Annotated in this window: 18 protein-coding genes; 8 read left to right on the plus strand and 10 right to left on the minus strand. The window is 68.5% G+C overall.

From position 1 onward, the window contains the following. Positions 1–143: 143 nt before the first annotated feature. The 7 genes from GIY56_RS13515 to cysW all read left to right on the plus strand — a co-directional run bounded on the left by GIY56_RS13515 (position 144) and on the right by cysW (position 8,436). Positions 144–1,208 carry a capsular polysaccharide export protein, LipB/KpsS family gene (locus tag GIY56_RS13515; RefSeq protein ID WP_328288548.1) on the plus strand — a complete coding sequence of 355 codons (1,065 nt, stop codon included), beginning with the start codon at positions 144–146 and terminating at the stop codon, positions 1,206–1,208. A gap of 140 nt (positions 1,209–1,348) precedes the next feature. Then, entirely contained in the window at positions 1,349–2,449 is a 1,101-nt protein-coding gene (locus tag GIY56_RS13520; RefSeq protein ID WP_456238462.1) for a polysaccharide biosynthesis/export family protein, read from the plus strand. Between the two features lie 7 nt (positions 2,450–2,456). Then, entirely contained in the window at positions 2,457–4,457 is a 2,001-nt protein-coding gene (locus GIY56_RS13525) for a capsular polysaccharide biosynthesis protein (protein WP_154765385.1), read from the plus strand. Positions 4,458–4,662: 205 nt separating this feature from the next. Continuing rightward, entirely contained in the window at positions 4,663–5,760 is a 1,098-nt protein-coding gene (locus GIY56_RS13530; protein WP_154765386.1) for a sulfate/molybdate ABC transporter ATP-binding protein, read from the plus strand. After that, complete coding sequence (locus GIY56_RS13535) at positions 5,757–6,752, plus strand: sulfate ABC transporter substrate-binding protein (RefSeq protein ID WP_328288549.1); 996 nt, start codon at positions 5,757–5,759, stop codon at positions 6,750–6,752. The genes GIY56_RS13530 and GIY56_RS13535 overlap by 4 nt, the downstream gene beginning before the upstream one ends. Beyond that, on the plus strand, positions 6,749–7,606 hold the full coding sequence (cysT, locus tag GIY56_RS13540; protein ID WP_154765387.1) for a sulfate ABC transporter permease subunit CysT: 858 nt from the start codon (positions 6,749–6,751) through the stop codon (positions 7,604–7,606). The genes GIY56_RS13535 and cysT overlap by 4 nt, the downstream gene beginning before the upstream one ends. Beyond that, the gene (gene cysW, locus GIY56_RS13545) at positions 7,603–8,436 is read left to right on the plus strand and encodes a sulfate ABC transporter permease subunit CysW (RefSeq protein ID WP_154765388.1); all 834 of its coding nucleotides are present in this window, start codon (positions 7,603–7,605) and stop codon (positions 8,434–8,436) included. The genes cysT and cysW overlap by 4 nt, the downstream gene beginning before the upstream one ends. Here cysW and GIY56_RS13550 read toward each other — a convergent pair. Then, positions 8,433–9,752 carry a sigma-54-dependent transcriptional regulator gene (locus GIY56_RS13550; protein WP_154765389.1) on the minus strand — a complete coding sequence of 440 codons (1,320 nt, stop codon included), beginning with the start codon at positions 9,750–9,752 and terminating at the stop codon, positions 8,433–8,435. The two genes, cysW and GIY56_RS13550, sit on opposite strands and share 4 nt — an antisense overlap. Next, complete coding sequence (locus tag GIY56_RS13555) at positions 9,749–11,413, minus strand: sensor histidine kinase (protein WP_230312530.1); 1,665 nt, start codon at positions 11,411–11,413, stop codon at positions 9,749–9,751. The genes GIY56_RS13550 and GIY56_RS13555 overlap by 4 nt, the downstream gene beginning before the upstream one ends. 227 nt (positions 11,414–11,640) lie before the next feature. On the opposite strand from GIY56_RS13555, the gene GIY56_RS13560 reads away from it, so the two are divergent. After that, entirely contained in the window at positions 11,641–13,011 is a 1,371-nt protein-coding gene (locus GIY56_RS13560) for a dicarboxylate/amino acid:cation symporter (RefSeq protein WP_154765391.1), read from the plus strand. Positions 13,012–13,065: 54 nt separating this feature from the next. Here the strand turns inward: GIY56_RS13560 and GIY56_RS13565 are convergent, their stop codons facing one another. The 8 genes from GIY56_RS13565 to GIY56_RS13600 form a co-directional block, all read right to left on the minus strand. Continuing rightward, positions 13,066–14,028, minus strand: coding sequence for a 2-hydroxyacid dehydrogenase (locus GIY56_RS13565; protein ID WP_230312531.1), 963 nt, complete (start codon positions 14,026–14,028; stop codon positions 13,066–13,068). 4 nt (positions 14,029–14,032) lie between these two features. Beyond that, positions 14,033–15,631, minus strand: a complete 1,599-nt coding sequence (ggt, locus tag GIY56_RS13570) for a gamma-glutamyltransferase (protein WP_328288550.1) — start codon at positions 15,629–15,631, stop codon at positions 14,033–14,035. Beyond that, positions 15,628–17,226 carry a GMC family oxidoreductase gene (locus tag GIY56_RS13575; protein ID WP_154765392.1) on the minus strand — a complete coding sequence of 533 codons (1,599 nt, stop codon included), beginning with the start codon at positions 17,224–17,226 and terminating at the stop codon, positions 15,628–15,630. Before GIY56_RS13575 ends, ggt begins: the two co-directional genes overlap by 4 nt. Before the next feature lie 95 nt (positions 17,227–17,321). Next, positions 17,322–19,562: a FepA family TonB-dependent siderophore receptor gene (locus tag GIY56_RS13580; RefSeq protein ID WP_154765393.1), complete on the minus strand. Its 2,241-nt coding sequence runs from the start codon at positions 19,560–19,562 to the stop codon at positions 17,322–17,324. A 129-nt stretch (positions 19,563–19,691) separates the two neighbouring features. Next, positions 19,692–20,477, minus strand: coding sequence for an ABC transporter ATP-binding protein (locus tag GIY56_RS13585; protein WP_154765394.1), 786 nt, complete (start codon positions 20,475–20,477; stop codon positions 19,692–19,694). Next, on the minus strand, positions 20,474–21,529 hold the full coding sequence (locus GIY56_RS13590) for a FecCD family ABC transporter permease (RefSeq protein ID WP_328288551.1): 1,056 nt from the start codon (positions 21,527–21,529) through the stop codon (positions 20,474–20,476). Before GIY56_RS13590 ends, GIY56_RS13585 begins: the two co-directional genes overlap by 4 nt. Beyond that, positions 21,508–22,602, minus strand: a complete 1,095-nt coding sequence (locus GIY56_RS13595; protein ID WP_154765395.1) for an ABC transporter substrate-binding protein — start codon at positions 22,600–22,602, stop codon at positions 21,508–21,510. The genes GIY56_RS13590 and GIY56_RS13595 overlap by 22 nt, the downstream gene beginning before the upstream one ends. 25 nt (positions 22,603–22,627) lie before the next feature. After that, positions 22,628–24,010 (minus strand): YncE family protein, encoded by a 1,383-nt coding sequence (locus tag GIY56_RS13600; protein WP_154765396.1) that lies wholly within the window; start codon positions 24,008–24,010, stop codon positions 22,628–22,630. Positions 24,011–24,073 lie beyond the last annotated feature (63 nt).

The following is a 24,073-nucleotide window of genomic DNA, read 5'->3' on the forward strand; positions in this document are numbered from 1 at the left end:
ATGTGCCATGACTGAGCATATCACCCGCATGGATGTCAGGGAATCCTACAGGTGTTTTCACACGGTCTGATCACCTGCTGCGCCATCAGGGCAGCAGCGCGGAATGGCCCGCCCGTCTTCTGAAGATCATAGCGGAACGGGGCGTGACGGATATCGTGCTTTACGGTGACGTGCGCCCGATCCATGCCGCCGCACGATCCGCCGCGCAGGCGCTCAACCTGCGCTTGCACGTGTTCGAGGAAGGCTATCTGCGCCCCTACTGGATCAGCTACGAACGCGGCGGCTCGAACGGCCATTCGGCGCTGCTGGACATTTCCCTGCCCGAGATGCGCGCCACCCTTCGCGACACCCTGTCCGAGGTGCGGCGCCCGCCGGCCCGCTGGGGCGACATGCGCCACCACAAGTTCTATGGCGCCTTCTATCACTTCCTGGTCCTTGTCGCGAACCGGCGCTATCGCAAGTTCGCCAGCCACCGCGCCTTGACGGTCCGGGACGAGTTCCTGCTGAACCTGCGCCGCCTTGTCCTGACGCCATTCCATTCGCTGACGCGCGCGGTCCAATGGCAGCGGTTCCGGCTGTCGGGCAATCCCTATCTTCTGGTGCCGATGCAATTGGAACATGATTCGAGCGTGCAGGGTCATTCGCCCTTCACCCGAAATCGCCAGTTCGTCGAGGAAGTCGTGGCCGAATTCGCCCGGTCCGCCCCCCGGCATCACCACCTGCTGTTCAAGGCTCATCCGCTGGAGGATGGCCGGGCCAGAAACCGCCGTTCCATCCGCGAGGCCGCGGCCCGGCACGGCGTTTCCGATCGCGTGCATTATTTCCGCGGCGGCAAGCTGGCCGACATGCTGGCCCATGCCCGCGCGGTGATCACGGTCAATTCCACCGCCGCGCAGCAGGCCTTGTGGCGCGGCCTGCCGGTCAAGGCCCTGGGCCGCGCGGTTTATTGCAAGCCGGGGCTGGTGTCGGACCAGCCGCTGTCGGACTTCCTGGCCCAGCCGTCCGCGCCCGACATGGCGTCCTATCGGGTGTTCCGCAACTATCTGCTGCAAACCAGCCAGGTGCCCGGGGGCTTCTATTCCCGCCGTTCGCGCGCCCATGCCCTGCGGCTGGCGGCCGACCTGATCCTTGCCCCCGAGGATCCCTATCAGGCCCTGGCGGCCGGCCGCTTCCAGCGGCGGCAACAGATTTGCGAACTTCTGGACTAGGCTTCATGAAGTGGTGGCATCCAGGGGCAGGCCGGGCTACATTGCCGGCACAACCGGACGGCAAGTCCGGGCTAAAGGAATAGGAGTTTCGAGAGGTGACAGTGAAGCTTTCTCCCGCCCGTTCGGCGGCGGGCCTGGCCATGCGCCTTGTCGTGATCGCGGCGATGGCGCTTGTGGCGGCCTGCAGCCTGCCGCGTTCCGGTCCCAGCAAGAACGAAATCTATTCGGGCGCCGTCGAAAAGGGCGGCAACGCGCATGTGATCTATGTGAACGAACATGTGGCGCGGGCCACGAATTTCGTTCCGTCCTATGGTTTCTCGAACGGCTTCCTGCGCGCCGGGCAGGTCGGCGCGGACGAGATCCGGGCAGGCGACGTGCTGGGTCTGGCGATCTGGGAAAACGTCGATGACGGGCTGCTGACCTCGCTGGGGGCCAGCTCGACCGCGCTGCAGGAAATCCAGGTGGACAGCAGCGGCTATATCTTCGTGCCCTATGCGGGCCGGGTGCAGGCGGCGGGCAACACGCCCGACCAGCTGCGCCAGGTCATCACCGAACGGCTGTCCACGCAGACCCCGGACCCGCAGGTCACGGTGGCCCGCGTGGCGGGCGACGGCGCGACCGTGTCCGTCATGGGCAAGGTCTCGGCGCAGGGCGTCTATCCGATCGAGCGGCCGACGCGGACGCTGTCGGCCATGCTGGCCCGTGCCGGCGGCGTGTCGATCGAACCCGAGATCGCGGTGATCACCGTCAAGCGCGGCAATGACACCGGAAAGGTCTGGCTTACCGATCTCTACTCGAACTCCAGCAACGACATCGCCCTGCGGCCCGGCGACGTGATCCTGGTCGAGGAAGACCAGCGCAGCTTCACCGCGCTTGGCGCCCTTGGCGGACAGACCCGCGTTCCCCTGGGCAACGAGATGATCAATGCGGTCGAGGCCGTGGCGATGGTCGGCGGCCTGAACTCGAACCTGGCCGATCCCACGGGCGTCTTCATCCTGCGCGACGAGCCTGAATCGGTGGCCTCGCGCGTGCTGGGCAAGACGGTTTCCGGAACGCAGCGCATCGCCTATGTGCTGGATCTGACGCGGCCCAACGGGCTATTCCTGGCCCGCGATTTCCTGGTCCGGGACGAGGACACGGTTTATGTGACCGAGGCGCCCTATGTTCAGTGGCAAAAGCGCCTGGCCTCGCTGACCGGGCCGATCAGCACCGCGAACACCGTGTCCAACATCGCGCAGTGACGGGCGGATGACCGACGAACAGGAAGCCGCCGGGGGCAAGAACCGGCGGCTTTTCGCATACAGCCGCGGCTTCTGGCACGCCCCCCGCCTGCGGCGCATCCTGCAACTGGCGGGTTGGGACCTGCGCCTTGGCCTGCCCGGACAGGGCGAGGCCGTCGGCATCTGGGGCGCCAGCCCGACGGCCTGGCGCGGCCGGGCCATCGCGTCACGGCGCGGCGCGGGGCTGGTCACGGTCGAGGACGCCTTCCTGCGCTCCGTCCTGCCCGGACGCGCCAGGGGGCGCACGGCCCGGCGCGGTCCCCTTGGCCTGCTGATCGACCCCTTCGGCCTGCACTTCGACCCGTCCCGCCCCTCGCTGATCGAACGGCTGGTCACCCAGGGCGCGACGGCGGGCCATGAACAGCAGGCCCGCGACGGGATCGCCCGGCTGCGGGCGCTGGATCTGTCGAAATACAACGCCCACCGGCCCGGCCTGCCTGCCCTGGATCCGGGCTATGTCATGGTGATCGACCAGACGCGGGGCGACGCCTCGCTGATGGGCGCGGGGCGCAACCGGTTCCTGGCCATGCTGGCTGCCGCGCGCCACGAACACCCCGGCCGTCCCATCCTGCTGCGCAGCCACCCCGAGACGATCCAGGGCCTGCGCCCCGGCCATCTGGTCGCGGACGACCTGCGGCTCGGCGAGATCCTGTGCGACGCGGACATCTCGCCCTGGCGGCTGCTGGAAAACGCCCATGCCGTTTATGCCGTCAGTTCCCAACTGGGATACGAGGCGATCCTGGCAGGCCACAAGCCCCGCCTGTTCGGCCAGCCCTTCCATGCCGGCTGGGGCCTGTCGCAGGACGAAGCCCCTTTGCCGCCGGGCCGCCGCGGCCCTGCCTCGGTCGAGGCGCTGTTTGCCGCCAGCCACCTTCTGGCGCCGGTCTGGTATGATCCCTGCCGCGACCGCCTGACCGATTTCGACGGTGCCGTCGATCAGCTGGAGGCCGAGGTCAAGGCCTTCCGCCAGGACCGCGACGGCCACCTGGCCCATGGGATGCGGCTGTGGAAACGCCCCTTCATCGCGCGCGCCTTCGGCGATGGCCGGGGGGTGCGGTTCACGAACCGGCCATCGGACCAAGTCACGCTGGCCTGGGCAGGCAAGGCGGATGAGGTTCCGCAGGCGATCCGGGTCGAGGACGGGTTCCTGCGGTCCCGGGGGCTTGGCGCGGCACTGACGCCGCCCTTGTCCCTGATCGCGGACGACAAGGGCATCTATTTCGACCCAAGCCGCGAAAGCCGGTTGGAGCGGCTGATCGCCGACGGCCCGCCGCCCGGCGGGGCGGCCCGGACGGCGCGGCTGATCGCGGCAATCCGCGATGCGGGCCTGTCCAAATACAACCTGTCGGGCAACTATCGCCCCGCCCAGACCACCCGCAAACGCATCCTGGTTCCCGGCCAGGTTCAGGACGACGCCTCGATCCGCCTGGGCGCGGGGGCGGAGCGCACCAACCTGGACCTGCTGCGCCGCGTCCGCCGCGACAATCCCGATGCCCATCTGATCTACAAGCCGCATCCCGATGTCGAGGCGGGCCTGCGCCCCGGCGCCATCCCCGCCGCCGACCTGCGGGGTCTTGCGGACGAGGTCGCAACCGCCGCCGACCCCGTCACGCTGCTGGCCCATGTCGATGAGGTCTGGACCATCACCTCGACCCTGGGGTTCGAGGCGCTGCTGCGCGGCGTGCCCGTCACGGTGCTGGGCGCGCCCTTCTATGCAGGCTGGGGGCTGACCCGCGACCTGGGACCGATCCCGCCGCGCCGCCGCGCGCGCCCGGATCTGGCGGCGCTGGTTCATGCCTGCCTGATCGCCTATCCCCGCTATCGCGACCCGCTCAGCGGCCTGCCCTGCCCGGTCGAGGTCGCGGTGGACCGCCTGAAGGACAGCATCGGCCCGCGCGCCCCGGCGCTGCGCCTGCTGGCCAAGGTCCAGGGCCGCCTGGCCGGTCACAGCTGGCTGTGGCGGCGCTGACGGGCGCAAAAAGGAAAATCGTCGCGTGCCTTGTGTTCGGGCCGAACGCCGGCGGCATGGCGCAGGTCCTCATCGGGCCGTCCTCGGACGGAACGGTCCCTGCATGGAACACCGTTCCTCGGGGCAAGCCCCCGCGAACCAGCCGCGTTCCTTGGCAAGCAAGGGACCGATTGCTAACTGTGACGGGCAAACAGGAAGGCCGCCCATGTCGCTTGTGATCTCGCATCTTGCCCGGCGCTTTGGCGCAACCGCCGTCCTGCGCGGGATCCAGCTTGAGGTTGGCAAGGGCGAACTGGTGGCGCTTCTGGGTCCCTCGGGGTCGGGCAAGACCACGCTGCTGCGCATCATCGCGGGGCTTGATTGGCCGGACGCGGGCGGGTTGTCCTTTGACGGCACCGACTGGCTGGGGAAATCGGCGGCCGAACGCCGCATCGGCTTCGTCTTCCAGCACTACGCCCTGTTCCCGCACATGACGGTCCGCGACAACATCGCCTTCGGCCTGACCGTCCTGCCGCGCGCCCAGCGGCCCGGCAAGGCGCAGATCGCGGCCACCGTGGACGGGCTGTTGCGGTTCCTGCAGATCGACGGCCTGTCCGACCGCTATCCGGCGGAACTGTCGGGCGGGCAGCGCCAGCGGGTGGCCCTGGGCCGCGCCATGGCGATCGAACCCCGCGTGCTGCTGCTGGACGAACCCTTCGGCGCGCTGGACGCCCAGGTCCGCCGCGACCTGCGCCGCTGGCTGCGCGGGGTCCATGACAGCGCGGGCACCACCACCATCTTCGTGACCCACGACCAGGAGGAGGCCTTCGAGCTGGCCGACCGCGTGGTGGTGATGAACGGCGGCGTCGTCGAACAGATCGGCCACCCGGACGAGATCTATGACCACCCCGCGACGCCCTTCGTCGCGCGTTTTCTGGGCCTGACGGTCGAGGTTCCGGTGGCGATGCGCGCGGGCCGGGCGCAGGCGGCGGGCCTGGATCTGGCCGCCCTGCCCCGGCGCGCGCTGCCCGATGGTCCCGCCACGCTGTTCCTGCGCCCCGCCGACATCCAGCCGGTTCCCGACCCCGCCGCCCCCTTCCGCGTGACCGAGACCGCGACGACCGGCGCCCTGCTGCGGCTGGTTGCGGAAAGCGAAGCCGGTTGCCGGATCGAGGCCGAGGTGCCGCGCCGCGAGGCTCGCGGCCTGTCGGTCGGCCAGCCCGTCGGGCTGCGCATCGTCGCGGGCCAGATCTTTCCGGGCGGCGCCCCATCCGCTGCCGCCCCCACTGACGCATCCCGACCCCTCAAAGAGGCCCGCCCGTGAAGACCCGCCTGACCACCGCCCTTGCCCTTGCACTTGGCCTCGCCAGTCCCGTGGCCGCGCAGGACGCGATCCTGAACGTGTCCTATGATGTCGCGCGCGAACTGTTCGCCGAACTGAACCCGGTCTTTGCCGAAAAATGGCAAGCGGAAACCGGCCGGACCGTCACCATCGACCAGTCGCATGGCGGATCGTCGAAACAGGCCCGCGCCATCCTGGAAGGCCTGCCCGCCGATGTCGTGACCTTCAACCAGGTGACGGACATCGACGTGCTGGCCGAAGGCGGTCTGGTGGACGAAAACTGGCGCGAGGCTTTCCCGAACCAGGCATCCCCCTATTACTCGCTGCCCGCCTTTCTGGTGCGCGAGGGGAACCCCAAGGGAATCGACGACTGGGACGATCTGGCGCAGGACGGCGTGCAGGTGATCTTCCCCAACCCCAAGACCAGCGGCAACGCGCGCTATACCTATCTGGCGGCCTATGCCTATGCGCTGGACAAGAACAACGGCGACCAGGCGGCGGCGCAGGAGTTCGTGAAGAAGATCTTCGCCAACGTCCCCGTCTTCGACCAGGGCGGGCGCGCGGCCACCGCGACCTTCGCGGAACGCGGCATCGGCGACGTGCTGATCACCTTCGAGGCCGAGACCGGCGGCATCGCTCGCCAATACGCCGACGCCAAGCTGGAACGGGTCACGCCGTCCCTGTCGGTTCTGGCCGAGTTCCCGGTCGCCGTCGTGACCGAGAACGCCGAAAGCAAGGGCACCGCCGAGGTCTCGAAGGCCTATCTCGACTTCCTCTATTCGCCCGACGCGCAGCGCATCCTGGCCCGGAACTTCAACCGCGTGCATGACGAGGCGATCACCGCCGAATTCGCCGCGAACTTCCCCGCCGTGAAGCTGGTCACGGTCGAGGATGTGTTCGGCGGGTGGGACAAGGTGCAGCAAGAACACTTCGCCGAAGGCGGGATCCTCGATTCCGTGTTCGTGAACCAATGAGCGTTGCGGCGGTCACGGGCTTCCCCGCCGGGCGGCAGAAGCGGGTGCTTCCGGGCTTTGGCCTGACGATGGGGCTGACGCTGACCTATGTCGGCATCATCGTCCTGCTGCCCGTGATCGCCCTGGTGCTGAAGGGGGCGGAAATCGGTCCCGTCCGGTTCTGGGAGATCGTGACCGCCCCCCGCACCCTGGCCGCACTGCGCCTGACCATCACCGCCGCCGCGCTGGCGACGGTCTTCAACGCGGCCTACGGGCTGCTGATGGCCTGGGTGCTGGTGCGTTACCGCTTTCCGGGGCGCAGGCTGCTGGACGCGATGATGGACATTCCCTTCGCCCTGCCCACCGCCGTGGCGGGCCTGGCGCTGACGGCGCTGTTTTCGGAAAACGGCTGGTATGGGCAGGTGCTGGCGCCTGCCGGGTTTCCGGTCGTCTATACCATCTGGGGTGTGGCGGTCGCGATGTCCTTCACCTCGATCCCCTTCGTGGTCCGCACCGTCCAGCCGATCCTGGAGGATCTGGAGCCGGGGCAAGAGGAAGCCGCCCGCACCCTGGGCGCGACGCCGTGGCAAATCTTCACGCGGGTGATCTTTCCGGCGATCCTGCCGGCCTATCTGATCGGCACCACCATCGCCTTCGCCCGGTCGCTGGGCGAGTTCGGCGCGGTGATCTTCATCGCCGGGAACCTGCCGATGAAGACGGAAATCGCCTCGCTTCTGGCCGTGATCCGGCTCGAGGAATACGATTACAACGGCGCCGCCGCCATCGCCCTGACCCTGGTCGCCATCGCCCTGGCGCTGCTGGTCGTGTCGAACTGGCTGCAATCGCGCCTGACCCGGCGCAGGGTTCCGGCATGACGCCCGCTATCGCCCCCGCCGCCCTGGCCCCGCGCCAGGACCGCCGCGCCCAGTGGCTGCTGATCGGGCTTGCCGTTGCGCTGACCCTGTTCATCGTCGTGGTGCCGCTGGTCTATATCTTCTGGCGCGCGCTGTCCGAGGGCTTCGCGGTCTTTGCGCAGAACATCATGGCCCCGGACACGCTGCACGCGATCTGGCTGACATCGGTCGTGGCCGTCATCACGCTGCCCGTCAACCTGGCCATCGGCATTGCCGCCGCCTGGCTGATCGCGCGCTTTACCTTTCCGGGCCGCAAGGCGCTGCTGACGCTGATCGAGCTGCCGTTTTCGATTTCCCCCATCATCGCCGGGGTCTGCTATCTGCTGCTTTATGGACGCCAAGGGCTGCTTGGTCCGGTGCTGGCGGCGGGCGATGTGAAGATCCTGTTCGCGCTGCCCGGCATCATCCTGGTGACGCTATTCGTCACCAGCCCCTTTGTCGCGCGCGAAGTCCTGCCGCTGATGCAGGCGCAGGGGTCGGAACAGGAACAGGCGGCGCTGACGCTGGGCGCGTCGGGCTGGCAGATCTTCCGCCGGGTGACGCTGCCCAATATCCGCTGGGCGCTGCTTTACGGCGCGGTGCTGGCGACGGCGCGGGCCGTGGGCGAATTCGGCGCGGTGTCGGTGGTATCCGGCGCGATCCGGGGGCAGACGAACACCCTGCCCTTGCAGATCGAACTGCTGTTCAACGACCTCAACATCGTCGGCGCCTTCGCCGCCGCGTCCACCCTGACGCTGATCGCGCTTGTGGTGCTGGTGCTGAAAACGGTTCTTGAAGGCCGGACCCGCTAGCGGCGGAAGTCGGTCGGCCTGATGCCGTGCCGCGCCAGCTTGTCATAGAATGTCTTGCGCGGCAGGCGCAGCCGGGCCATGGCCGCCGTGGCATTGCCGCCCGCCAGCCGCAGGGCGTCGCGGATCAGTTCGGCCTCGTAAACCGCGACCAGATCCGACAGGCCCGGCGCCTCGCCGCCTTCCTGCGCGTCGAAGGGCGTCACGCCGATGGCCTGGCTTTCGGCGAAGCCGCGCAGTTCGGGCAGGTTGCCCGGCCAGCCATGCCCCGACAGCCGCGCCTTGACTGCGCCGGTCATCGCGGGCGCGGGCCGGTCCAGCCGCGCGCAGGCCGCCAGCAGGAAATGGCGGTACAGCGCCGGAATATCCTCGCGCCGTTCGGCCAGCGGCGGCACCGGCAGGACGGTGCCGGACAGGCGATAGAACAGCCGCGCGTCGAACGCTCCCTGGGCCAAGCGCGCCGGATCGGCGGCGGTCGAGGCCAGAAGCTGCACATCCATCCCGCGCGGGGCAGCGGCCCCCGCAGGCCAGAACTCTCCCGCCTCGAGGATCGCGGACAGCCGCGCCTGCATGGCGGGCGTCAGCGCATCCACGCGGTCCAGGAACAGCACGCCCCGCTGCGCCCGTTCAAGCTGGCCCGCCTTGCGGGTGCCGCGCGGGGCCGCAGCCTCGCTGCCCAGAAGGTCGGCCTCGAACCGCGCGTCGTCCAGGGCGTCGCAGGCCAGATGCACGAAGGCGCGGGCGCGGCGCGGGCCTTGGCGGTGGATGGCGCGGGCAACGGACAGCCTGCCCGACCCGTCGGGACCGGTCAGCAGGGCGTTCCCCTCGGCCTGGGACACACGGTCCAGCGCGGCGCGCAGATGGACCATGACCTCGCTGCTGCCGGAAAGCTCGGGGAAGCTGTCGGATGCGTCGTGGCTGGCCTGCCGCAATTCGCGGTTCTCCAGCACCAGGGCGCGGGCAGTGGCGGCGCGGTTCAGCGCGGCCAGCAGCACGTCGCGCCCCACGGGCTTGGTCAGGAAATCGTAGGCCCCGGCCTTCAGCGCGGCCACCGCCATCGGCACGTCGCCATGCCCGGTCAGCAGGATCACCGGCAGGTCGGGGTCGATGGCGTGGAGGCGCCCGAACAGTTGCAACCCGTCCATGCCGGGCATCCGCACGTCGGACAGCACCACGCCCGGATAGTCGCGCGTCATGCCGGCCAGCGCATCGGCGGCAAGCCCGAAATCCTCGACCCGGAAGCCCGCCAGTTGCAGGGTCTGGACCTGGGCCGCGCGCAGATCCTCGTCGTCCTCGACCAGCCGGACCAGCCCCGTCATGCCGCCCTCGGCAGGGTCAGGCGGAAGGTGGCGCCCTGCCCCGGCACCGGGTCGTCGGCGGTCAGTTCGCCGCCAAGGTCGCGGGCGATGTCGCGGGAAATGACCAGCCCCAGGCCAAGGCCCTGCGGCTTGCTGGTGGCAAAGGGCGCGAAAAGCTGGTCCCTGACCTGCGGCGGCAAACCGGGACCGTTGTCCGAAACGGTCAGCGTGACGCGGTCGGCGCCCGCTTCGACTCCCAGGCGGATGCCGGGATCGGCGCAGCCTTCCTGCGCCTCGAAGGCGTTGGTCAGCAGGTTCACGAGGATCTGTTCCACCCGCACCTGTTCGCCGGTGACGGCAAGCCCGTCAGGGATCCCGGGCAGGTGGACCGGCATGTCGCCGGCCTTGCGGCGGCTGGCGGTCAGCATCAACGAGGCCTCGATCACCGGGCGCAGGGGAACCGGGCCGATCTGGCCCGTGGCCTTGCGGGCAAAGCCGCGAAGCTGGTCGGTGATCTGGCCGATCCGGTCGGCCATGCGACTGATGCGGGCCAGGTTGTCGCCCGCCGGACCGCCGGGCAGCATCGCCTGGCCGTTTTCCGCCAGCAGGCGGATCGCGGCCAGCGGCTGGTTGATCTCGTGCGCGACGCCCGCCGTGATCTGGCCCATGGTCGCCAGCTTGTTGGCCTGCACCAGATCGGACTGCATTTGCGACAGCCGCTGCTGGGCCATCTGGCGTTCGCGCATCTCCTCGGACAAGTCGCGGGTGCGTTCGGCCACGGCGCGCTCCAGGGTGATGCGATAGGCGCGGTCCGCCTGGGCCTTGCGGGTGGCGCGCAGCCGGGCGCGGCGGGCCTGGTCGGCCAGCGCCATCAGCAGCAGCATCGCCAGACCCGCCGTGCCTGCGGCATAGAGGGCCGTCTGCCGCGCTTCCCGCGTCGGGGCGTGCATGGCCAGGGTCCATCCCGTCCCCCGCACCGGCAGGGTGATCCGCAGGCTGGCGGGCACCACCGGCGGGGTAGTCGTGAAGCGAAGGTCGGCGGCGGTGGTGATGATCACCCGGCCATCCGCTTCGGTCACATGGGTCGCGTTCGGGCTGCGCGCCCAGGCGGCCTCCAGCGCGTCGAATTCCACCTTGACAACCACCACCCCCAGAAGCGCCGCGCCGTCCCGCACGTCATGGGACAGATACAGGCCCGGCTGCCGGCTGACGGTGCCAAGCGCGAATTCCATCGCGGTGGGGTCCGCAAGCCGGAAGTAATCGCGAAAACCGTAATCGTGGCCCACGAAGCTGTCGGGCTGGTTCCAGTTCGACGCGGCAACGGTCCGGCCCGTGGCGTCCAGCAGATACAGGACGGTGCTTTGCGTCTCGGACCGCAACCGTTCCAGCTTGGCCGAGACGGCATCGCGCCGGTCGATCGCCTCGCCGCGAAGCGTGGCCTTGACCATGGCGTCGTCGGCCAGGACCGCGACAACCGCGCGCTGCCGGTCCAGGATGCTTTCCAGCGTCAGCGCGCGCGACTGCGCGGCGGCCAGCCCCTCGTCGCGCAGGCCCTGCAGGGCGTTGGACCGGACGCCCCAAAAGGCCGCGGCGGGAACCAGAACCAGCAAGGCCAAGGCAACGGCAAGGGCCAGCCATCCTGCCAGCCGGGACGAGGGCGGCGAATCGCTGGCTGTCCGCAAGGCATCCTGTTCATCCCGCACGAGTCTGGCGTTCCGGCACTGTGTTTCCCTTTCCACACTAGCAGCTTCGGCCTGTGCGGAAAACCACACATGTCCAGGGCGCCATCGGGCGAAAACAGCCATGTTTTCAGCGCATTGCTGCCATGTGGCAAGAATTTCGGGCAGCTCTGCCCGCAGCGTAGGATGCCCGCCATCGCATCGACACTCAGGCAGGAGGAGGCCTTTCCATGCAGCTGGACCCATCCGCGCATCCCGTGGCCCATCAGAAGCGGCCGTTCTATCGTCACCTGTACTTCCAGGTCGTCATCGCCATCGCGGCGGGCGCCCTGCTGGGCCATTTCTATCCCGAAACGGGCGAGGCGCTGAAGCCGCTGGGCGACGGCTTCATCAAGCTGGTCAAGATGATCATCGCGCCCGTCATCTTCCTGACCATCGTCACCGGCCTTGCAGGCATGGGTTCGCTGCGCGGCGTGGGTTCGGTCGTGGGCAAGGCATTCGCCTATTTCCTGACCTTCTCGACGCTGGCGCTGATCGTGGGCCTGATCGTGGCGAACGTGATCCAGCCGGGCCAGGGCATGAACATCGACCCCGCGTCCCTGGATGCGGGCGCCGTGGCGACCTATACCGAAAAGGCGCATGAAACCTCGCTGGTGGGCTTCGTGATGGGGATCATCCCCGACACGCTGGTGTCAGCCTTTGTCGAAGGCAACATCCTGCAGGTGCTGTTCGTGGCGATCCTGTTCGGCATCGGCCTGATCCTGGTCGGCGACAAGGGCAAGCCCGTGCTGACCTTGCTGGAATCCGCCAGCTTCGCGATCTTCCGCGTGGTGGACATCCTGATGAAGGCCGCCCCCATCGGCGCCTTCGGTGCCTTCGCCTTCACCATCGGCAAATACGGCATCGCGTCGATCATGAACCTGGCGATGCTGGTGGGCACGTTCTACCTGACTTCGGCGCTGTTCGTGATCGTGATCCTGGGCACCGTCTGCATGGTCAACGGCTTTTCCATCTTCCGGCTGATCTCGTATCTCAAGGCCGAGATCCTGCTGGTCCTGGGCACCTCGTCGTCCGAATCCGCCCTGCCCTCGCTGATGGAGAAGATGGAAAAGGCGGGCTGCGCGCGCCCCGTGGTGGGCCTGGTCGTGCCGACCGGCTACAGCTTCAACCTGGACGGCACCAACATCTACATGACGCTGGCCGCGCTGTTCATCGCCCAGGCCACGAACACCGACCTGACGCTGCAACAGCAGGTGCTGCTGCTGGCCGTCGCGATGCTGTCGTCCAAGGGCGCGGCGGGCGTGACGGGCGCGGGCTTCATCACGCTGGCCGCCACGCTGTCGGTGGTGCCGACCGTCCCGGTCGCGGGCATGGCGCTGATCCTGGGCGTGGACCGCTTCATGTCGGAATGCCGGTCCATCACCAACTTCATCGGCAACGCGGTCGCCACGGTCGTCGTCAGCCGCTGGCACGGCGCCCTGGATCGCGAGCGGTTCGATGCCGTGATGGGCGGGCGCGAGCCTGAGGGCCTGGCAGCCCCGGTCACCGGGCTGGCCGTTCACCCGGCGGGCCTGCAACTGGGCGAAAGCAGCGCGGACTGAACGTCGGAAAACGGAACCGGGGCACCGCAGCGATGCGGCGCCCTTTTTCATGCGTCAGACCAGAATGTCGCTGTCGCGCGGGGGCGTTCCGTTCCGGATCGCCAGCAGGTTTTCCATCATCCGCGCCACCGTGGGCGCAAAGCTTTCTGCGTCAAGCGCCCCCAGATGAGGGGTCAGCACCACCCGGTCCAGGCCCAGCAGCGGGTTGTCGGGCGCGATAGGTTCGACGGAAAACACGTCGATGCCGGCCCCGCGCAACCGGCCCCCGCGGATCGCTTGAGCCAAATCCGCTTCCACCAGCACCCCGCCCCGCGCGGCGTTGACCAGGATCGCGTCGCCCTTCATCAGCGCCAGACGGCGGGCGTTGATCAGGCCGCGGGTGCTGTCGTTCAACTCGCAGTTCAGCGTCACCACGTCGGACGATGCCAGCAGGTCATCCAGCGGCGCGAAACGGGCGTTCAGGTCCGCTTCCTCGGCCTGTGGCAGGGGGGTGCGCTTGGTGTAGAGGATCGGGCAGCCGAACCCCCGCAGCAGGCGCGCGAGGGCCTTGCCGATATGGCCCATGCCGACGATGCCCACGGTGCGGCCCGACAGGGTGGCGGCGCGCGACGCGACGGCGCCCTTGGGCCAGCCGCCGTCGCGGATGCCCATGTGGCCGCGCACGATGTTGCGGTTGACGGCCAGGATCAGGCCCAGCGTGGTTTCCGCCACCGCCACCGCGTTGGACCCGGTCGTGCGCAGCACCCGCACACCATGCCTGCGCGCAGCCTCCAGGTCGATGCCGTCATAGCCCACACCCCATTTGTGGACCGCCCGCAGCCCCGGGGTGGCGAACATCGCCTCGGTCACGGGCATGTCGCCGGTGATGGCGAAGCTGGCCCTTTCCAGGGCGGCAAGCTGGTCCTGCGGATCGCGCGACTTGGCGGTTGTCAGAAGCCACCCGGGCGGCAGGAAGGGCCGCAGGCGATCCAGCCGTTCGGGGGTCGAGGGGTCCAGCAGGGCAAGGGTGGTCATCATGGCCTCAGATCACGAAGCGGATGCCGGGGCGGGCCAACCCGCCGCCCTGCGCCATCACCGTGCCGTCGGCGCGCCAGCAGGCAGCGCCCGTCATGGTGCCGTCGGGCGCGAAGCCGATGGCGTTCATGCCGCCGCCGATGGTCTTGACGGGCCGCACCTCATGGCCGCGCGCCCGCATCGCGTCGGCCTGGGCGGCATAGGCGGGTTCCAGTTCCAGGTGATGCCCTTCGGTCCACAGGCGCGGGGCCTCGACCGCCTGTTGCAGGCTCATGCCGTGGTCGATCAGGTTCACGATGGCCTGCATGGCCGAGGGAAAGATCCGCACGCCCCCCGGCAGGCCAAGCGCATAGAGCGGCTGCCCGTCCCGCAGCACCATCATCGGCGCCATGGAGGTGGGCACCCGCTTGCCCGGCGCCACTGACAGCGCGCGCCCCGGCCGGGGGTCATAGTTCAGCATGTAGTTGTTGGGGATGATCCCCGTTCCCGGCACCATGAACCGCGCGCCCCACAGGCCGTTGATCGTGTGCGTGGCGCTGACGATGGTTCCGTCCGCATCCGCCACGGTCACATGCGTGGTGTCGCGGCTTTCATGGGCCATCCGTTGCCGGGCATAGTCCTTGGACGTGAAGCGGTCCACCGGCACATCGACGAAATCGGGATCGCCCGAGGCCGCGCGCCGGTCCTGAAACGCCAGGGCCATTGCCCGCGCCATCAGGTCCATCGCATCGGGGTTGGCAAAGCCCATGGCGCGCAGGTCAAAGGGTTCCAGCATGTTCAGCATCTGGACGATGTGGACGCCCGAGGATGCGGGCGGCGGCGGGCCGACGATGGTGTGGCCGCGATAGGTGCCGAAGATCGCCTGCCGCTGGATAGCCTTGGCCGCCGTCAGATCGGCCAGGGTGACGTGCCCCCCGTCAGCCAGCCGATCCGCCAAGGCGCGGCCCAGATCGCCGCCGTGCAGCGCCGCGTCCCCCTGCGCCTGGATCAGGCGCAGGCTTTCGGCGTAATCGCCCATGACCAGCCGCGACCCCGGCGCCAGCGGTGCGCCCTCTGGCAGGAACATGCGCGCGATCTCTGGGTCGGCGCGTAGGTCGTCCTGATGTTCCCGGATCGCGCCGTGCAGATAGGGGCTGACGGTGAAGCCCCGCGCCGCCGCGCGGATCGCGGGTTCGGCCACGTCGGCCCAGGGCAGCCGCCCATACTGGCGCTGCATCAGGAACCAGCCGCGCAGGTTGCCCGGCACTGCCACCGCCGACGGCCCGACCATGTTCCGCCGTCCCTCGGTGTCCATATAGCGGTCCGGCAGATCCGACACCGGCGTGAACATGTCCGCCCGCGCACCCTGCCCCGCCACCGACAGCGCGTCGATCACCACGTGCCGCCCGTCTGCCAGCCGCAGATGCGCGATGCCGCCGCCCGCGATGCCGACCATCATCGGCTCCACCACCGTCAGCGTCAGCAGCGCGGCGACGGCAGCGTCCACGGCATTGCCGCCGACTGCCAGCATCTCGGCCCCCGCCGCCGTGCCCAGGGGCGCGTTGGTCACGACAACGCCCCGCGAGCCGGAGGCAGGGCGCTTTTCGCAGGCAAAGGGCAGGGTCACGCCCGCGCATCCTCCAGCATCATCCGCGCGGCCTTTTCCGCGATCATCATCACCGGGGCGTTGGTGTTGCCGCTGGTGATCGTCGGCATGACCGACGCATCCGCGATCCGCAGCCGTCCCACCGCGCGCATCCGCAGGCGCGGGTCCACCACCGCGCCGTCGTCCGCGCCCATGCGGCAGGTGCCGACCGGATGGAAGATCGTCGTGCCCACCGCGCCTGCCGCCCGGACCAGATCCTCGTCCGTCTGGAAGGCAATGCCGGGCACGTGCTCGCTGGGATCATAGCGGGTGAAGGCGGGCTGCGCCGCGATCTTGCGGGCCAAGCGGATGGCGCGGACGGCCACGTCCCGGTCGCCGGGCGTGGACAGGTAATTCGGGCGAATGGCGGGATGCGCGCGGAAATCCGGGCCGGTCACATGGACCGACCCCCGGCTTTCGGGACGCAGGTTGCAGACGCTGGCGGTCATGGCCGGGAACGGGTGGACGGGATCGCCGAACTTGTCCAGGCTGACCGGCTGGACGTGAAACTCCAGATCCGCCGTGGCCTTGTCCGGTCCCGACCTTGCGAAAATCCCCAACTGGCTGGGCGCCATGGACATCGGCCCGGACCGCTTCAGCAGGTATTCCAACCCGATGGCGGCCTTGCCCAGCAGCCGGGACGCCTTCTCGTTCAGCGTCGGAACGCCCGTCACCTTGTAGACCAGCCGCAATTGCAGGTGATCCTGAAGGTTCTCGCCCACGCCCGCAACCTCGACCTGCGGCGCGATGCCTGCGGCTTGCAGAACGTCGCCGCGCCCGATGCCCGACTGTTCCAGGATCTGCACGGACCCGATGGCCCCTGCCGCCAGAACCGTTTCTCGCGCGGCCCGCACCTCTTGCCGCTGGCCGCGGTGGTGGAAGACGACGCCCGCGACCTCGCCGTTCTCGATCACCAGGCGCTCGACCTCGGCCCCGGTCAGGACGCGCAGGTTGGGGCGGGACAGGACCGGGCGCAGAAAGGCCTTGGCCGCGCTCCACCGCCAGCCGGCGCGTTGGGTCACGTCGAAATAGCCGCTGCCTTCGTTGTCGCCCCGGTTGAAGTCATCCGTGCGCGGGATGCCCGCCTGTTCGGCGGCCTGCATGAAGGCGTCCAGGACCGCCCAGCGGACGCGCGCGGTTTCCACCCGCAATTCGCCGCCCGCGCCGTGGGCGTCGTCGGCGCCGCGATAGAAATCCTCCTGCGCCTTGAACAGCGGCAGCACGTCGTCCCATGCCCAGCCGGTGCAGCCCATCTGCCGCCAGCCGTCATAATCCGCCGCCTGCCCGCGCATGTAGATCATGCCGTTGATCGAGGACGAGCCGCCGATCACCCGCCCGCGCGGATAGAGCAGCGACCGGCCACCCAGGGCTTCCTCGGCCTGGGTCCTGAAGCCCCAGTCGGTGCGCGGGTTGCCGATGCAATACAGATAGCCCACCGGAATGTGGATCCAGTGGTAGTTGTCGCGGCCCCCCGCCTCCAGCAGCAGGACGCGCGCCTTCGGGTCGGCGGACAGGCGGTTCGCCAGCACGCATCCCGCGCTGCCCGCACCGATGACGATGTAATCGCAGTTTTCCATGCGCGAGAGGATGGCCGCAAAGCCCGGACTACACAAGCGGCCGATGCAACGGCCCGGCCAGAAGGCCGGACCGCACAAGGGTTACAGCCCCAGGATCAGAACGACTTGTTCAGGCTGACATAGAAGGCCCGGCCCGGTTCGTTGAAGGTATTGGCGCTGGATCCGGTGCCTGTCCGCACCACCGTCTTGTCCAGCAGGTTGGTGATGCCCGCGGACACCCGCGCCGTGTCGTTGATCTGCCAGGTGCCGCCCAGGTTCACCAGCGTATAGGGATCGCGGCTTTCCGTGTCGGCATAGTCCTCGTTGGTGATCGAGTTCGAGGACGCGGCCTCGATCTTGCCGTAATGGGTGGCCGACAGGGTCACGGTCAGCGCCTCGGTCGCATACCAGTCCAGCGCGGCGTTGATCGTGTAGTCGGGGACCAGGCTCAGCGGTTCGCCATTGTCCTTTTCCGACTTGATCATCCTGGTGAAGTTCGCGTTGAACGCGAAACGCTCGCCCAGGTCGGTCGAGAAGTTGCCTTCCAGACCCGAGATCACGGCCTTGCCCTCGTTTTCCCAGCGATACAGCCGGTCGGTCGTCGCGCCCGTGTTGTACTGGACGAAGCCCGAGCCGATGCGGTTGTCGTAGTCGTTGTGGAAATAGGTCAGGCTGGCATTGATGCCCTGCGCGCCCGCATAGGCGATGCCGATTTCGGAATTGAGGCTCTTTTCCGCCTCCAGATCCGGGTTGCCCACGACAAGGCAGGGACCCTCGACCTGGATGCCGTCGAACCAGGGGCAGCCGTTGCCGCGGGTGCGGTAAACATAGTTCGGGTTCAACTGGAACAGGTTCGGCGTCTTAAAGGCGCGGGCCACGCCCAGCTTCATCGTCCATGCGTCGCTGAATTCATAGGTCGCGTTCAGCCCGGGCGACCAGGCATCCCCGAACGCATCGCTGTAGTCATAGCGCAGCGCGGGCGTCAGGGTCAGGCGTTCGTTCCATTCGATGTTGCTTTCGGCATAGAACCCGACAAGGTTCTGCTCGCTGTCGGTCTCGCGGTCGGCGGGATCGGCGGGGATGCCCAGAAGCTCGGCCAGGTCTTCGGGCAGGTCGTTCAGGATCGAATTCGGGTCATGCATGAATTCGCCCCGGTATTCGGCGCCCAGGGTCAGGCTGCTGGCCTTGCCGCCCAGGTTCATCGGCATGATCCATTCGGTCTTGGCCGTGATGTTGTCCAGGTCGATCGTGTTGAACCGGAAGGCGTCGTCCTCGCCGTCGCCGTCGGTATCGACGCAAGGGACATAGTTGTCCTCGGGACCGCCGGCCAGGCCGGTGCAGAGGCGGGTGTTGTCCGTCTGCTCCCATTGCAGATAGCTCATCGATTCGCCGAAACCGTATTCGCCGCGATGCGTCGTGGACAGCGTGCGGCGATACATGCGGCTGGTTTCCGATCCGACCAGACTGGCCGCATCCTCGCTGACGGCACCGTTGCGGGTATCGCCTGCATAGATGTTGCCCTGGCGGGAAAGGTCGAACTGCAGATCCAGCTCGTGTCCGGGCGCAACATCCCAGGTCAGCAGCGCGCCGAGGTCCTTGTTCACCACGCCCTCGCGCGCGGCATAGGTTTGCAGCTCTCCGTCGTCGTTCAGTTGCGGCGGGTTCAGGTCGGGGTCGTCGCCGCCGGTTTCGTTGTAGTTGCCGAAGACGCGGAAGGTCAGCCGTTCGCCCGCCGGACCCGCAAGCATGAAGTTGGTGCGCTTGGTGACGCCCTCCTTGTCGTTCTCGGGCTGGTTCCAGTGCAGACCCACCTGGCCGGTAAAGGTCTCGGGCCGCTTGGTGATGATGTTGACCACCCCGCCCGAAGCACCGGATCCATAGCGCGCCGCCGCCGGGCCTCGGATGACCTCGACCCGCTCGATCAGTTCGGCGGGCACCCAGTTCGAATCGCCGCGCGTGTCGCGTTCGCCGCCCCGGCTCATCTTGACGGAGTTGCGCGACAGCACCGGCTTGCCGTCGATCAGGATCAGCGTGTTTTCCGGTCCCATGCCGCGAATGTCGATCTGGCGCTGGTTGCCGCGCTGGCCGGTGGCCGTCGATCCGGTCAGGTTCACGCCCGGCTGCTTGCGCACGACCTCCGCGATGTCGTTGACCACGGGCTGCTTTTCCAGGTCCTCGGCGGTCACTTGGGACACGCCGAGCGCCTGCTTGGCCTGCTCCTCGGCGGTCAGGACGATTTCTTCCAGAACGGTGACTTCGCCGGTTTCCTGGGCGTGGGCGGGCGCGCCGACCAGGCCGGCCGACACCAGAAGCGACAGCGACGTGCCCGAGACAAGCCGCGAACGAAAGGCCGCCATGACAAGGCTCCTTATTTTTCAGGATCAAGGATTTCTGGCTGGCGTTCGCGGGCTTCCCGGGCGCTTCAAGCATCTGCGAGCGGCGCTTGCAATATTCCTGATAAAAATAGTTTCAGTGCCGTCGTGATGTCACAGCCGCGGCCCGCCTTGGACCTCGCCGTCGATCAGGACGGTGATGCGGCCTTGCGAGCAACGCTCGACCCGGGCGCGCACGCCATAGACCCGGGCCAGCAGGTCGGGTGTCAGCACGGTCGCGGGCGGGCCGCTGGAATGCAATTCGCCCCGGTGCAGCAGGACGATGCGGTCCGCCCATTGCGCGGCCATCGCCAGGTCGTGCAGCACGGCCACCACGATCCGGCCTTCCCCTGCCAGCGCGCGCAACTCGCCCAGCAGGCGCACCTGCCGGGCCAGATCCAGCGCGCTGGTCGGTTCGTCCAGCAGCAGCACGCGCGGATCGCGGACGATGGCCTGGGCCAGGCTGACCATCTGGCGCTGCCCGCCGGACAACTGGTCCAGCGGCTCCATCGCCAGATCGGCGATGCCGAGCCGGTCCAGCACGGCCATGGCCTGCGCATCGGCCTTGCGCGTGAAACCGTCGCTGCCCGCCCGCAAGGCGGCGATCACGCTTTCCAGAACGACCAGCGACGACCCGGCGGGAAGCGCCTGCGGCATCACCCCGATCAGCCGGGCACGGCGGCGCAGGGGCATCCGGGCTAGATCCTCGCCCTCCAGCGTGATGCGCCCGCGATAAGGCGCAAGCTGGGCGATGGCCCGCAGCAGCGTGGATTTTCCGGCGGCATTGGGACCGGCCAGGACCGTGACCTCGCCCGGGCATAGTTCCGGCAGCGTCAGGTCGCGCAGGATCGGGCGCGCGCCGTAACGCAGGCTGACATTTTCGATCCGAAGCCCGCTCATCGCCGGGCGCGCCCGCGCAGGATCAGCCAGAAGAACACCGGCAGACCGATCAGCGACGTGACAAGCCCCACGGGCAGCAGCACCCCCGGCACGACCATCTTGGACAGGGTGGATGCCAGCGACATGACCAGCGCGCCGGTCAGGATGCTGGCGGGCAGGAAGAAGCGGTGATCCTCGCCCACCAGCATCCGGGCGATATGCGGCCCGGCCAGGCCCACGAAGCCGATCACGCCCACCAGCGACACGGCGGTCGCGGCCAGCAGGCTGACCCGCAGCAGCGTCCAGCGGCGCAGCGCGTCCACATCGACGCCGAAACTGCGGGCCTGATCCTCGCCCATGCGCAGGGCGGTCAACTGCCAGGCGGCGCGCAGGGAAAACGGGATGCAGGCGGCCAGCACCAGGGCCAACGCCGCCACCCCCTGCCAGGTGGCGGATGCCAGGCTGCCCATGGTCCAGAAGACCAGTTGCTGCAACGCGTCCGCCGAGGCCACGAATTGCAGGATCGACAGGAAGGCCCCGGCGGCGAAGTTCAGCGCGATCCCGAACAGGATCAGCACCTCGGGGCCGCCGCCACGCAGCCGGCCCAGCAGTTGCAGCAGCGCCAGCGCGCCCAGGGCGAACAGGAAGGCATTGGCGGAAATCGACCATTGCGCGGGAAGCCACGGCAGGGTCAGGCCCAGGACGATAGCCGTTGCCGCGCCCAATGCGGCGGCGGCGGAGACGCCCAGCGTAAAGGGTTCGGCCAGCGGGTTTTCCAGCACCGTCTGCATTTCCGCCCCGGACAGGGCGAGCGCCGCACCCACCAGCAGCGCCAGGACCGCGACAGGCAGACGGACCTGCCAGACGATGACGGCGGTTCCGCGCGCGACCTCGCCCCCGGTCAGGGCGCGCAGGGTTTCCGACAGCGGCAGCCCCGCAGGCCCGGTCATCAAATCCAGCACGACGCCAAGCGCCGCGATCAGCGCCATGGCCGCCACCAGAACCGCGCGGCGGCGGTTCTGCCGGTGATAACGGTGCAGCAGGACGCCGCCTATTGCCGGTTGTCGATCCACCACGTTCCGTCCACGGCCACCGGGGAAAAGCGGGTCTCGATCTCGGCCAATGTCGCGGCGGGGTCAAGGTCCGCGAACAGGTCCGGGTGAAAGGTTTTCGCCAGGTATTCGATCAAGGCGATGTGGACGGGCGAGTCGTTGAACAGGTGCCACACCCCCGCCGCATGGCCGTTCCGCACCGCCGTCAGCGAAGAAAAGCCCGGCGCGCCCGTCAGCGCGGCGAAGCTGTCGCGGGCCTGATCCGCGTCCACCCCCGACCCCAGCACCAACCCGCCCCGCGCCGCCATGTGCGGACCGCCGGTGGCGATGTAGAAATCCGGATCCGCGCCGATCAGGTATTCCAGGCTGACATTGCCCTGCACACCCGGCGCGACCTCGGCGGCAAGGTTGCGCCCGCCCGCCGTGGCGATGAAGTCGTGAAACACCCCCTGCCCCACGGTGGAACAGCAGTTCTGCGCCGCCGCATGGACGTGGAAGAACACGCCGGGCCGGGGCGCGTCGCTGGTGGCCAGCCGGTCGCGCACGCGGTCCAGGCGCTCATTGTAGAATCGCGCGAATTCCTCGGCCCGATCCTCGGCCCCGGTCAGCTTGCCCAGGATCCGCAGGCTGGGGATGGAATTTTCCTGCGGGTGGGAAAAGAAATCGACATGAACGACCGGAATGCCCGCCGCCTCGATCTGCGCGCGGGCGCGCTGCATGGCGGGATCGTTCGCGTCCATCAGCGACATCACCAGCAGGTCGGGCTGCAAGGCAATCACGCTTTCGGCGGAAATGCCGCGCGCGCCGCCGCCCACGGTCCGGATGGCGTCGATGGCCGGGAATGTCGCGCGCCAGGCCGCCATGGTCGGCTCGTCCAGGGGCCGCTCCAACCGCCAGCCTGCGACCAGCGACACCGGATCGTCATGGATCAGGCCCAGGACGGACAGGTGCCGCCCCTCGCCCAGGACGATCCGGTCGGCGGGTTCGGGGATCGTCACCTGCCGGTCCAGGATGTCGGTCACGGTGATCTGGGCCAAGGCCGGAAAGCCCAGGCAGGCGCAGGCCATGGCCGTGGCAAGGCGACGAAGACGCATGGGCTTTCCTTTCATCGCGGCAGGATCAGTTGGCGTGGATGCGCCAGACGCGGTCGCCGGCCTCGTCATCCTCGCCGCGTGACTTGTTGACGGCATAGACATTGCCCTTGCCATCGGCGCGCAACTGGTTGGGGAAGCTGCCCGCGTCCAGGTTGGCGACGATCCGGCCTTCGGTATCGACCACGGTAATCGTGCCCGATCCGCGGTTGGCGACAAAGGCGTGGCGGCTGACGGGATCGAACGTGACGTTCAGCGGACCCGCCCCGATGTCCACGTCGTGCAGCACCTCGCCCGTGTCGGCCTTGAGGATCAGCAGGTTGTCGGTCTTCTGCGCGGTGACGAACAGCAGACCGTCCCCCGCGTCATAGGCCGCGCCCGCGGTGCCCTGGGCGCCCTTGATCGCGAACACCTTCACCGCGCCGCTGTTCAGGTCGATGACGGCGGCCTCGGGCGTGTTCAGGCTGGCCGTGACCAGCGTGCCGGTCCTGGCGTCCAGATCGAGGGCCATGGTCCCGAACTCCTCGCCCCGGATGGTGGACGGGACGGTGATCGGGTCCAGCTGTTCCATCATCCTGGTGTCGAAGACCAGGATTTCAGGTCCCATGCTGGTGCTGACATAGGCGCGGCCGCGGTCCCCGTCGATCACCACGTCGCGGGGATGGGGCGCGGCGCCGGGTTCGAACTGCTTGACCAGCGACAGGTCGTCCTGGCGATAGACCGCGACCGTATCCTGGCGGGTGTTCGTCACCCACACGGTGCCGTTCGCGTCATCCACGGCAACGCCATAAACGGCAAAGACGCCATCCGCAGGTGCAGCCTCGGGCGTGACCGAGGCGATGGTTTCCAGCGTGTCCGGGTTCACCTTGACCAGCGCCGACTGCCTGACCGGCGGGCGTCCCACGGCGGATGTCACGAACAGCGCGTCCGATTTCGGGCTGTAGGCCACCTGATACAGCCCGCGCGTCACCGGCTGGCTGAGGATGGCGAACTTGTCCTGCCCCGACACCGGGATTTCGGGCGAGACCTTCAGATCCACCACGGTCGCGGCGGCGGGGTTTTCGCCGATCACAACGATGGGGTGCAGGCCGGTCGCGGCGTCTTCATCCACGGTCACGTCCAGGCTGAAGGTGCCGTCCTGCGCCACGGTCAGCGGGCCGTCGGCGTTCAGCACCGTGGTGCCGCGCATCAGCGTGATCTGCTGGCCGGGGGTCAGGCCCTCTCCTTGGATGGCCACCGTTGTCCCTGCGTAAATGGGCGCGCGGTCGGGCGCGGCGGCGCTGACATCCCCGATGAACCCGTCCGAGGTGGGGGTGAAGATGGTATCGGCCAGCAAGGGGCCGCTTGCCAACAAGGCCAGGATGGAAGCGCCGAACAGGGCGCGGGCATGGCGGCGGTTGGGGATTGCCATAAGGATCTCCTTGGGAACTGGATCGCTTTTGCGGCTTGTCCGTCATGCGGGCTGGCTTCGATC

It is taken from the genome of Paracoccus lichenicola, assembly GCF_009708075.1.
Taxonomy (GTDB): Bacteria; Pseudomonadota; Alphaproteobacteria; order Rhodobacterales; family Rhodobacteraceae; genus Paracoccus; species Paracoccus lichenicola.